8 protein-coding genes are annotated in these 12,600 nt (G+C 41.9%); all 8 read left to right on the plus strand.

Translation table 11 applies throughout. The features are described from left to right. Window positions 1-700 precede the first annotated feature (700 nt). The 8 genes from add (at window position 701) to ACKI39_RS04065 (ending at window position 12,328) form a co-directional block, all read left to right on the plus strand. On the plus strand, window positions 701-1,750 hold the full coding sequence (gene add / locus ACKI39_RS04030) for an adenosine deaminase (RefSeq protein WP_407397904.1): 1,050 nt from the start codon (window positions 701-703) through the stop codon (window positions 1,748-1,750). Window positions 1,751-2,068: 318 nt separating this feature from the next. Continuing rightward, the gene (gene fusA, locus ACKI39_RS04035; RefSeq protein WP_407397906.1) at window positions 2,069-4,168 is read left to right on the plus strand and encodes an elongation factor G; all 2,100 of its coding nucleotides are present in this window, start codon (window positions 2,069-2,071) and stop codon (window positions 4,166-4,168) included. 141 nt (window positions 4,169-4,309) lie between these two features. Next, on the plus strand, window positions 4,310-4,993 hold the full coding sequence (locus tag ACKI39_RS04040; RefSeq protein WP_407397908.1) for an ATPase domain-containing protein: 684 nt from the start codon (window positions 4,310-4,312) through the stop codon (window positions 4,991-4,993). Between the two features lie 260 nt (window positions 4,994-5,253). Further along, the gene (gene carB, locus ACKI39_RS04045) at window positions 5,254-8,496 is read left to right on the plus strand and encodes a carbamoyl-phosphate synthase large subunit (protein WP_407397910.1); all 3,243 of its coding nucleotides are present in this window, start codon (window positions 5,254-5,256) and stop codon (window positions 8,494-8,496) included. A 157-nt stretch (window positions 8,497-8,653) separates the two neighbouring features. After that, window positions 8,654-10,303, plus strand: a complete 1,650-nt coding sequence (gene gpmI / locus ACKI39_RS04050) for a 2,3-bisphosphoglycerate-independent phosphoglycerate mutase (protein ID WP_407397912.1) — start codon at window positions 8,654-8,656, stop codon at window positions 10,301-10,303. 323 nt (window positions 10,304-10,626) lie between these two features. After that, complete coding sequence (locus tag ACKI39_RS04055) at window positions 10,627-11,691, plus strand: hypothetical protein (RefSeq protein WP_407397914.1); 1,065 nt, start codon at window positions 10,627-10,629, stop codon at window positions 11,689-11,691. A 29-nt stretch (window positions 11,692-11,720) separates the two neighbouring features. Further along, the gene (locus ACKI39_RS04060; RefSeq protein WP_407397916.1) at window positions 11,721-11,888 is read left to right on the plus strand and encodes a DNA/RNA non-specific endonuclease; all 168 of its coding nucleotides are present in this window, start codon (window positions 11,721-11,723) and stop codon (window positions 11,886-11,888) included. An 8-nt stretch (window positions 11,889-11,896) separates the two neighbouring features. Next, on the plus strand, window positions 11,897-12,328 hold the full coding sequence (locus ACKI39_RS04065) for a hypothetical protein (protein ID WP_407397918.1): 432 nt from the start codon (window positions 11,897-11,899) through the stop codon (window positions 12,326-12,328). Window positions 12,329-12,600 lie beyond the last annotated feature (272 nt).

Consider the following 12,600-nt stretch of genomic DNA (forward strand, 5'->3'; position numbering starts at 1 on the left):
CATATTTGATGCTGCATATCTGTCCAGCCAAGCTTCTCTTTTTGCTTTTGTATCGAATAAATTCAAAATGGCCTCCGTTCTGGAGACCATTCTATTATGTAAATTTGATCATTTTTAGGTGGTGGTAATTAGACGCTTACAAACAGATGCTATTTGCGAATCAAAAAAAGGACGCGGACTGCGGACAAGTCCACCATGTTTTGCGCGAACAGATGATTTTTGCAGAGCAAAAACGACCGCGGACGAGGTCAATCTAAAAAGCCGAAAGAACTGACGTTTTTCTTGCGAAGCAAAAAATGGACGCGGACTGCGGACAAGTCCACCATGTTTTGCACGAACAGATGTTTTTTGCAGAGCAAAAACGACCGTGGACGAGGTCAATCTAAAAAGCCGAAAGAACTGACGTTTTTTTGCGAAGCAAAAAATGGACGCGGACTGCGGACAAGTCCACCATGTTTTGCACGAACAGATGTTTTTTGCAGAGCAAAAACGACCGCGGACGAGGTCAATCTAAAAAGCCGAAAGAACTGACGTTTTTTTGCGAAGCAAAAAATGGACGCGGACTGCGGACAAGTCAGTTCTTTGCCGGATTAAAATTGGCAACAAGCCAATTTTAATCCGGCATATAACTTTTTGATATATTTATCCATTTACAATCTAAAGTACTGTTATTTTAAAAATAAAGTTATACAATATAAATATGAAGAAAGAAGTGTTTTATGATTTATTAAAGTCCATTCCAAAGGCAGAACTTCACGTTCATGAAGAAGCTGTCATAAGCCGTGATACCGTAAAAAAAGTATATGAAAGGAATTTCGGCGAGCAGATGTCAGACGAGGAATTCAATTCCCTTTTTGATTACAACGATCTTGGAGGATTCCTTACCTCTTTCATAAAAATCCAGTCTTACTTCAAGAACATTTCAGACCTTGAAATCCAGTTCAGAGACTTTGAAACCTACCTCAATGACAATAACATCGTCTATTGTGAAACATTCATCAGCCCTACTTCACATCTCAAGAAAGGCTGGCAATTCAACGACATAATGAATACAATCTCAAAGTCCATAAAGAGAATCAGCGCAAACTCACACAGAACCGTTCGCTGCCTCATCGATGTAAGCCGTTCCTTTGGAATGGAAAATGCAATGAACAACCTTAACCATGTCATCGCAGCAAGAAATCCACTTATTCTTGGAATAGGTCTTGGTGGAGATGAATCAAAAGGCCCAGCAAAGGATTACGCACCTGTTTTTGACAAGGCGGTTGAACACGGTCTCCATACAGTTACCCATGCTGGAGAATCCGTAGAAAGCTGGTCAATGAAGGACAGCATCAATCTCTGCCATGCTGAGCGCCTCGGTCATGGAATACAGGCAGCAAAGGATCCTGAATTCATGAAGGAACTTGCAGAAAAGCAGATTCCTCTTGAAGTCTGCCCTACCAGCAACATTTTCATCCTCCAGGAATTCAAGGGAGACATGAAAAATCATCCTGCAAAGAAACTTTACGACGCAGGCTGCAACATCACCATCAACACAGATGACCCTACATTCTTCAAGTGTTCGCTTCTTGATGAATATTGGAACATCTACAATGAACTTGGATTCACTTTGGAAGACATCAAGAAAATCATAAAAAACGGATTCACCAATTCTTTCATGGCAAAGAAAATGAAGACCCAGTGGTGCAACAAGGTAGACGAAGCCTGGTTCAAATGGTTCCAGGCACACCCTGAGGAATGTAATTAATTAATAAATAATGAAGGATGAATATGAAGCCGCTGGAATTTCCAGTGGCTTTTTTTTACCTTGTCCCAGGAGTCTGTCCCCAGTGTCAAGAATCGCACCTGCGATTCTTGTGACGAAAGTCAGGAAAGGCATTGGCTTCTAGGGAACAAAGCTTTCGTCAGGGGTCTGTCCCCTCTGTTTCGAAGCAAGACCGTTTTTTTAACTCATTTGAAAGTTTTACTATTGAATACTTTGCGTTTTTTTACTAAAATATGCGGAACTATTGCTATTGTTGGCGATATTTTACTAAGTAATCTTTTTTTAGGTGAGGTATACACTATGGCTTTTGATATTACTAAAGTTCGTAATATCGGTATCAGTGCACACATCGACTCTGGTAAGACAACAACTTCAGAACGCATTTTGTTCTATTGTAACAAGATCCACCAGATTCACGAAGTTAAGGGTAAGGACGGTGTCGGCGCTGTAATGGATAACATGGAATTGGAACGCGAACGCGGTATCACAATTCAGTCAGCAGCAACACAGGTTCAGTGGAAGGACACAACAATCAACCTTATCGACACACCGGGTCACGTTGACTTCACAGTTGAAGTTGAACGCTCACTCCGCGTTCTCGACGGTGCTATCATGATTCTTTGTGCTGTTGCAGGTGTTCAGTCTCAGTCTATCACAGTTGACCGCCAGCTCAAGAGATACCATGTACCACGTATTGCTTTCGTTAACAAGTGTGACCGCCAGGGTGCAAATCCTGTACGTGTTTGTGGTCAGATCCGCGAAAAACTCGGTCTTAACGCATACATGATGGAACTTCCAATCGGTCTTGAAGACAAGCTCCAGGGTGTTGTTGACCTTGTTGCAATGAAGGCTTACTACTTCGAAGGAAACGACGGTGTTGATGTTCGCGTTGCAGAAATCCCAGCTGATCTCGTAGAACAGGCTAAGGAAAAGCGCGTTGAACTCCTCGATGCAGTTTCTAACTTTGATGATGAACTCATGGAACTCCTCCTCGAAGGTGACTATGACAACGTTCCAGTAGACAAGATCAAGGCTGCTGTACGCAAGGGAACACTTGCAGAACAGTTCGTTGGTGTATTCTGTGGTTCAGCTCACATGAACAAGGGTATCCAGCCAGTTCTCGACGCTGTTCTTGACTACCTCCCTAACCCAACAGAAGTTCACAACTACGGTCTCGACCTCGACAAGAACGAAGAACAGGTTGAACTCTTCAACGTTGAAGACAAGCCATGTGTTGCTCTTGCATTCAAGCTCGATGACGGTCAGTTCGGACAGCTCACATACACACGTATCTACCAGGGTAAGATCTGTAAGGGTGATGAACTCTACAACGTTCGCCAGCGCAAGAAGTTCAAGGTTGGACGTCTCGTTCGCATGAACTCTGCTCAGATGGAAGATATCAACGAAGGTATGCCAGGTGACATCATCGCCCTCTTCGGCGTTGACTGTGCATCAGGTGATACATTCTGTGGTGGCGGACTCAACATTGCCATGACATCTATGTTCGTTCCAGAACCAGTTATCTCTCAGGCTATCACACCAGTTGACAAGTCTGCTGCAGCCAACATGTCTAAGGCTCTCAACCGCTTTACAAAGGAAGACCCAACATTCCAGACATACGTTGATCCAGAATCTAACCAGACAATCATCAAGGGTATGGGAGAACTCCACCTTGCTGTTTACGTTGAACGCATGAAGCGCGAATACAAGTGCGAAGTTACAGTTGCAGCTCCAGAAGTTGCATACCGCGAATCTATCTCTCAGAAGGCAGACTTCAACTTCACACACAAGAAGCAGACTGGTGGTTCAGGTCAGTACGGTCGTGTTGCAGGCTTCATGGAACCATTCCAGGAAGAAGGAAAGGATTACGAATTCGTAGACGCAATCAAGGGTGGTGCTATTCCTAACGAATACATCCCATCTTGCGACAAGGGATTCAAGCGCGCTATGGAAAAGGGTTCCCTTATCGGTGCTCCAGTTGTAGGCGTTCGCTGTACAATCAACGATGGACAGTTCCACCCAGTTGACTCTTCAGATATCGCATTCCAGACAGCAGCTATCGGTGCTTTCCGCGAAGGTTACGCAAAGGCTAAGCCTTCAATCCTCGAACCAATCATGAAGGTTCAGCTTGCTGGTCCTACAGAATTCCAGGGTAACATGTTCGGTCTCATCAACCAGCGCCGTGGTGTTATCATCGATTCTACAGATGAACTTGGAACATCTACAGTTAACGCTGAAGTTCCACTTTCAGAAATGTTCGGATTCTCTACAATTCTCCGCTCTTCAACACAGGGTAAGGCAGAATTCACAATGGAATTCGAAAAGTACGGCAAGGTTCCAAACAACGTTGCTGAAGAACTCATGAAGAAGTATCAGGAATCAAAGAAGGCTGGAAACTAATCTAGTCTAAATCGATTCTTTCGGATTGACAAAGGGCATTTCCTACAGTTTTAGGAAGTGCCCTTTTTTATTGCTTTTTACCAATAGTGTGCTAAAATAAAATTATAAGCTTAGTTTTAGCTACTAAAGGAGGATTCAACTATGGCAAAGCAGGAACTTTTTGAACGCAGCCCTATCCGCGCATTTGATGCAGCAGCAAACGGTGGACTTAAGGCAGGCGAACTCGGACTTATTACAGCAAAGAAAGGGCTCGGAAAGACTCCAGTTCTCGTACAGTTTGGTATGGACACATTGCTCAACGGAAAGCAGCTTGTTCACGTATCATTTGACCAGCATTCAAACGAAAGCGTAAAATATTCCTATGACAACATCTACAATGAAATTGCAAAGAAGAAAACAATTTCAAACGCAGCAGATGTAAAGGAACAGCTTTCTCGCAACCGTACAATCCTTAACTTCAACCAGGACAACTTCAGCCTTGAAAAGGTTGTAAACACACTCAATGCCCTCAAGGCTGGTGGAATCGCAGTTGCTGGCGTAGTTATAGATGATGTTGACCTTTCAAAGTGTAAGGAAGCAGACATTCAGGCTGTTTCAAGCTATGCAAAGGCTACAAAGACAAAGATCTGGATCAGCTCTACAAATGCAGAAGATACACTTGAAGCCCAGGCTCCTAAGGCTCTTCTCTCTTATTTCTACGGTGTAGTTCACCTTGCATCAAAGGGTAAGGAAACATCAATGCAGATCCTCAAGATGGGTAAGGCAACAAACATTGAATCAACACTCAAGGTTGATACAAAGACTTGGCTCATTACAGCAAAATAATTCAGTCTGACTGAATGCATGGCAGGTGCTTTTTCGGTACCTGCCTTTTTTTTGCCTTGAAAACTTTAGAAAATCTTTGAAACTTCTTGAATTTAATCACCCTTTCCTATAAAATATCGTTTCAGTATGAAGAAGGTAACAACAGGAAAGCATATTGAGAAACACAACCATTGTCTTGCTGGTACTTTCATTTATTTTATTTTGAATTTTAGCTGAATTCGTTTTTGCGGATTCAGCTTTTTTTTTAAGGGGTTACTAAAATGGCTAAGAGAACAGACATCAACAAAGTTCTTATCATTGGTTCAGGTCCAATCGTTATCGGTCAGGCATGTGAATTCGACTATTCCGGCACACAGGCTTGCAAGGCCCTTCGTGAACAGGGATACAAAATCGTACTCGTAAACTCAAACCCTGCAACTATCATGACAGACCCTGTTATGGCAGATGCAACTTACATCGAACCACTTAATCTTGAACGCCTTACACAAATCATCGAAAAGGAACGCCCAGACGCCCTCCTTCCAAACCTTGGAGGACAGACAGGACTTAACCTTGCGCAGGAGCTCAACAAGGCTGGCGTCCTTGACAAGTACGGTGTAAAGGTTATCGGCGTAAATCTTGATGCCATTGAACGCGGTGAAGACCGTGAGATCTTTAAGGAAACAATGCAGAAGCTTGGAATCAAGACTCCAGCATCCGACATCTGCTATACAGTAGAAGAAGCTGAAAAGATAGCAACAACAATCGGTTTCCCAATTGTAGTCCGCCCTGCTTACACAATGGGTGGTGCCGGTGGTGGATTCTGCTACAATATGGAAGAACTTCGTACAATCGTAACAAACGGTCTCGACCTTTCCCTCACACACCAGTGTCTTATCGAACAGTCAATTCTCGGTTGGGAAGAGCTTGAGGTTGAAGTTGTTCGCGACGCAAAGAACCAGATGATCGCCATCTGTACAATTGAAAATATCGATGCAGTCGGAGTTCACACAGGTGACTCATTCTGCGCTGCCCCATTCATGACAATCGACAAGGAACTTGAAGACCGTCTTGTAAAGGACGCATTCAAGATCGTTGAATCAATCGGTGTTATCGGCGGTACAAACGTTCAGTTTGCACACAATCCAAAGACAGGCGAAGTTGTAATCATCGAAATCAACCCTCGTACATCACGCTCTTCTGCCCTTGCATCAAAGGCTACAGGTTTCCCTATCGCCCTCGTTTCAGCAAAGCTTGCCTCAGGCATGACATTGGATGAAATTCCATACTGGCGCGACGGAACTTTGGACAAGTACACAGCAGGTGGCGCTCCAGACGGAGACTATGTTGTTCTTAAGTTTGCACGCTGGGCATTCGAAAAGTTCCGTGGTGTAGAAGATTCCCTTGGAACACAGATGAAGGCCGTTGGTGAAGTTATGGCCATCGGTAAGACATTCAAGGAAACATTCCAGAAGGCAATCCGCGGTCTTGAAAACGGACGCGCAGGCCTTGGTTTTGCTAAGGACTTCAACAAGAAGTCTGCTGATGAACTCTGCGACATGCTTAAAGTTGCAAGTTCTGAACGCTGGTTCATCCTTTACGAAGCAATCCGCAAGGGTGTTTCTTTGGACAAGCTCAACGAACTTACCTTCGTAAAGAAAGAATGGCTTCAGGAAATGGCTGAACTTGTTGCAACAGAAGAAAAGATGCTCCAGACACCAGGTCAGCTACCTGCAGATGATCTTCTCATCCAGGCAAAGAAAGAAGGCTTCAGCGATAAGTACATTGCAAAAATCCTCGGAATCCGCGAAAAGGACGTTCGCAAGAAGAGAACAGAACTTGGCGTAAAGGAAGGATGGCTTGCAGTTCCAGTTTCTGGCGTAGAAAACGCAAACTACTACTATTCAACATACAACGATGTAGACAAGGCTCCTGCAACAGACAACAAGAAGAAGATCATGATCCTCGGTGGCGGTCCAAACAGAATCGGACAGGGAATTGAATTTGACTACTGTTGCTGTCACGCAGCCATGCAGCTTAAGGAAATGGGATACGAAACAATCCTCGTTAACTGCAACCCAGAAACAGTTTCTACAGACTACGACACATCAGACAAGCTTTACTTTGAACCAGTTACACTCGAAGATGTTCTCCAGATCTACGAAAAAGAAAAGCCAATGGGTGTCATCGTTCAGTTCGGTGGACAGACACCACTTAACATTGCCCGTGCCCTCAGCGATGAAGGCGTAAACATCCTCGGTACATCCATCGACTCAATCGACATCGCAGAAGACCGCGACCTCTTCCGCAAGATGATGGACAAGCTTGAAATCCCAATGCCAGAAAGTGCAATGGCAGTTAACTTTGAAGAAGCAAAGGCAGCAGCTGACAAAATCGGCTACCCTATCATGATTCGTCCTTCATTTGTTCTTGGTGGACGCGGAATGGAAGTAATCTACGACGAAAAGATGCTTTCTGAATACGTTGAAAAGGCAGTAGGCGTAACACCAGACCGTCCTCTCCTCATCGACCGCTTCCTCCACAACGCCCTTGAATGCGAATCAGACGCACTTTCAGACGGAAAGGAAGTTTACATTCCATCTGTAATGGAACACATTGAGCTTGCAGGAATCCATTCTGGTGACTCAGCATGTGTAATTCCACCAGTTGGAATCAGCAAGGACAATCTTGCAACAATTAAGGAATACACAACAAAGATCGCACAGAACCTCCATGTCTGCGGTTTGATGAACATGCAGTATGCAATGGAAGACGGAAAGGTATTCGTAATCGAGGCAAACCCTCGTGCATCCCGCACAGTTCCTCTTGTATCAAAGGTATGTAATACACAGATGGCTCGTCTTGCAACACGCCTTATGCTCGGTGAATCACTCAAAGACCTTAACCTTAAGGACAAGGTAATTCCACACCACGGCGTAAAGGAAGCAGTATTCCCATTCACAAAATTCCCTAACGTTGACCCAGTCCTCGGACCTGAAATGCGTTCAACTGGTGAAGTTCTTGGACTTTCTGACAGCTTCCCATTGGCATACTTCAAGAGCCAGGAAGGAGCTGGAGCAGAACTTCCAGCAGCACCAAAGGCTGGAGAAAAGAAAAAGATCCTCGTTTCCCTCAGCGATAAGGTTGCACTCAAGGAACAGATCATCGAAGTCGGAAAGAAGCTTTCTTCTCTTGGATTTGAACTTATTGCAACTGAAGGTACAGCAAAATACTTTGCAGAAAACGGTATTCCATGCGAAAAGGTAAACAAGATTGCAGAAGGCCGTCCAAATGTAATGGATGTAATCCTCAACAAGGAAGTATGCCTGTGCATCAACACACCTTCAGTTCGCCGCGGTGTAGTAGCCGATGAGGAAGCAATTCGTAAGGCTGCCCTCAAGTATAAGGTACCTTATATCACAACAATTGCCGCAGCCCGTGCCGCAGCACTTGGTATCGAAGCAAGCAAGGAAGGAAAAGGTGGTGTTAAGTCCCTCCAGGAATTCCATGCAGCAATTAAATAAGGCTAGATAACACTCAACCATAAAGTCGCCTTGAAAAAGGCGGCTTTTTTTATTGATGGCAATCTCTGCAACTTTAATTTTTTTTATTTTTTCTATATAATAATTGCGTTTGAAATCATACATATAATTCCGTTCATCGGAATCACAGGAGATACACATGTCTGTAGAAGCATTGAAGAAAGACCCAAAATGGCAGGGTCGTCGTGGTCCAGTTGTCCTCGTTATCATGGACGGCGTTGGATATGGTAAATATGAAGAAGGTGATGCTGTTAAGGCTTCTAAAATGAAGTACCTGGACTGGTTTACAAACAACTGTCCACATACACAGCTTAAGGCTCACGGAACCGCTGTTGGACTTCCATCAGACGACGACATGGGTAACTCTGAAGTTGGACACAACGCAATCGGTTGTGGACGCGTTTTTGCTCAGGGTGCAAAACTTGTTGGAGAATCAATTACTTCTGGAAAAATGTTTGAAGGTGAAACTTGGAAGAAGCTTGTAAAGAATGTAAACGACAAAAACACAACATTCCACCTTATGGGTCTTGTTTCTGACGGTAACGTTCACTCACACATCGATCACCTTAAGGCAATGATCGCTCAGGCTCACAAGGAAGGCGTTAAGACTTTGCGCGTTCATGCCCTCCTCGACGGACGCGACGTTCCACCAACATCAGCACTTGAATACTTTGAACCACTTGAAAAATACCTTGCTGAATTCACAGATGTAGACTACCAGATTGCTTCTGGTGGTGGACGCATGTACATCACAATGGACCGCTACGGCGCAGACTGGTCTATGGTTGAACGCGGATGGCACGCTCACGTTCTTGCAGACGGACGCCAGTTCGCATCAGCAACAGAAGCTATCAACACATACCGCACAGAAAACGCAGGTCTCCTTGACCAGGACATGCACGAATTCGTTGTTGCAAAAGACGGAAAGCCAGTTGGACCAATCGTTGACGGAGACTCTGTAATTTTCTTCAACTTCCGCGGTGACCGCTCACTCGAAATCACAGCAGCATTCGAAGAAGACAACTTCCCACACTTTGACCGCGTTCGCCGCCCAGCAGTTGAATACGCAGGAATGATGGAATATGATGGCGACAACCACAAGCCAGCACAGTTCCTCGTTAACCCACCTTCAATCGACCGCACAATGGGTGAATACCTTACAAAGTCTGGTGTACACCTTATGGCAATTTCTGAAACACAGAAATACGGACATGTTACATACTTCTTCAACGGTAACCGCCCTGGAGAATTCGACAAGAACCTTGAAACATATGTAGAAGTTCCATCTGACGTAGTTCCATTCGAACAGCGCCCATGGATGAAGTGTGCAGAAATCACAGACAAAGTTATCGAAGCTATTGAATCTGGAAAGTATGACCACATCCGCCTCAACTACCCTAACGGTGACATGGTTGGACATACTGGTGTATTCAACGCCGTTTGCTGTTCTATGGAAGGTATGGACCTTCAGCTTGGTCGTCTTAAGGCTGCAATTGAAAAGGCAGGAGGAATCCTCTGTCTTACAGCTGACCACGGTAACTCAGACGACATGTACGAACACAAGAAGGACGGATCAGTAGCAAAGGATGCAGACGGCGAACCAAAGCCAAAGACTTCACACTCTTTGAACCCAGTTCCAGGCATCATCTACGACCCAGAATACAAGGGCGAATATGAACTTGAACTCAACAGCGGTCTCGGAATCTCTTCATGGCCATCAACACTGATGCAGCTCATGGGCTTCGTTCCTCCAGCAGACTATGACAAGTCTATGATCAACCTCAAATAGATTTTGAAAACCGACAGCCACTACATGGCTGCGGCTTAAAATCAATCTATGCTCTGGATGCTTTGCACCAGAGAAATCTACTTCAAAGCCGACACTTGCTTCGCAGACTTCGGCTTAACATAGTGGGTGGAAATACGCCCGTTCTCCTTTTGGAGGGCGGGTATTTTTTTTGAGCATATAGTTTATAATGAAAAAGGAGTAAGACTTTGAAAAAAATATCTTTGTTTTGTCTTTTCATTTTGTTTTGCTTAACTCAAGGATCATATGCTCAATCAAACAACATACGATTAAAATTTTCTAGAAATATCACCTATAAAAAGATAATGGAATCTCTGGATTCTGCTATGAATGATGAAAGCAATAAGGACAAGTTGTTTATTCTGGATTTTTCTAAAACAGAATGTCCTGAATGGAAAGAAGACTTCTATTTTTCTTATGAAAATACAAAAATTCAAGGTGTGATTCTTCCTGATTCAATTCAAGGTGTTAGCTATTTTGATTGTCCTGATTTAAAATTTGTTCAATTCAATGATTCACAAAAAAGATTCTTCTCATGTCCTTTTTATAGTTATTCACTGCGCTATATCTTTATTACAGGAAACAATGAATCAATTCACGAATATTTCAATAGTTCTCCCATTCTTCATTACAATTCTGCGAAAATAATTTATCAAGATTGTTTTGAATACGCAAAATCAAACAATATAAATCTGTATAAACTGAATGCTGCCGTTAATGAAAAAAATTTTAAGCTTTTCGTTCCACCAGAAGAAGTAAAAGTTACAAATGAAGTAACTATTAATAATCAAATATATTCAACTATCACAACCGATGAAGAATCGGACCGTAGAGTTTTTCACGTAGAATTTATTAAACTGAATGAAAAAACAGGACTTTCAGAAGACGAATTACAAAATTATGAAACTGTCATAAATAAAATGAATGAATTTATCAGCTGGAATTGTGCAAACTTCTACAATAGAATTATATTGAACTGGAAACCAAGAACTGCGCGTGGATATTTTACATCAAGTCTTGGAAAAATTATTACTTATAAAAATTATATTTCTATCATCTGCTATTTTAGTTATGACACCGGCTTTCCTCATGAAACCCATGAGTACAAATCATTTTGTTATGATACTAAAACAAAACGTTTTGTAAATCTTTCAGAAGCTTCTGGTTGGTCTCTCAAAGAACTTCACGACATCATTTTAAACGCAGATTTTGATGATGGTTTTAACATATCTAAGGAAAATCAGGATTTAGACATAGATATAATTGAAAATCTTAATTTTGAATTTCTTGAAGACGGAAAAATAGAAATTTTATTCAGCGATTATATTTTTGACAGATATTCACATGATTTAGTCATCGAAAGAAAATAGATTTTGAAAACCGACAGCCAATCGAGAAATTGAAAGAACCTGATAAAAAAATCCTTAAAAAGAAACCTGTTCCAGATGAAATAACAGATTTAAAAATTGAAATAATATATGATGGTATCAATAATAGACCTAAAGGATTTAATATTAAGTATAAAGTAAATGGGGATATGGTAAAAGTACCGACAATATATAATTAGGGATAAAAATGTTTGAAGATGAATTTTCAGAATTACAGGCGGATATGGTGGATATTTGTAATGAATATTCGAAAGGTGTTGCAGATAAAATTTATATCTATGCTGCAAATGAAGGACTGATTTTTAATCAACATTTTTATTGTATAAATAATGTTCTTTATAACTGCAGTAAACTTAATAATGCAGGATTACAAGTAATTTTTGATGTTTCAGATGATTGTCAGGAACAAGTTTTGGATATCTTGAATGAAGACATTCAAAAAATACAAGGTATTTGTGAAAATTATAATCAGCCTGTTCCAAAACTTATGAAACTTGTGTATGAACCAAAGACTAAAAAGTTTAATGCAGAACTGAAATATGAAAACCAAACCACGGACGATATTTCTGTATTTGACAATTATTATAGTTGGTTTGAAGAAGTAAAAAGTAAAATTTAAGGAATAGTCTCATGACATAAATCACCGGAACAAATACATACATAGACGTAGAAATAGACGAAAGAATGATAAGAATTTATGGAGAACTTGTAGTAGGTAGATAGAGCAATTTTTTTTCACAAGGAGCCATTGACCCTGTAAAGATTTTTGTGTAAATGGCTGACAAAAAATGATACTCTTAAGACCTGCTATGAAATGTCAATTAGATGATTGAGATTTAATTGCCTTTTCTGCAAGTTTTGAGATGTCAACATCAGGAGGAAAAACAGGAA

It is taken from the genome of Treponema sp. (genome assembly GCF_045641405.1).
Classification (GTDB): Bacteria; Spirochaetota; Spirochaetia; order Treponematales; family Treponemataceae; genus Treponema_D.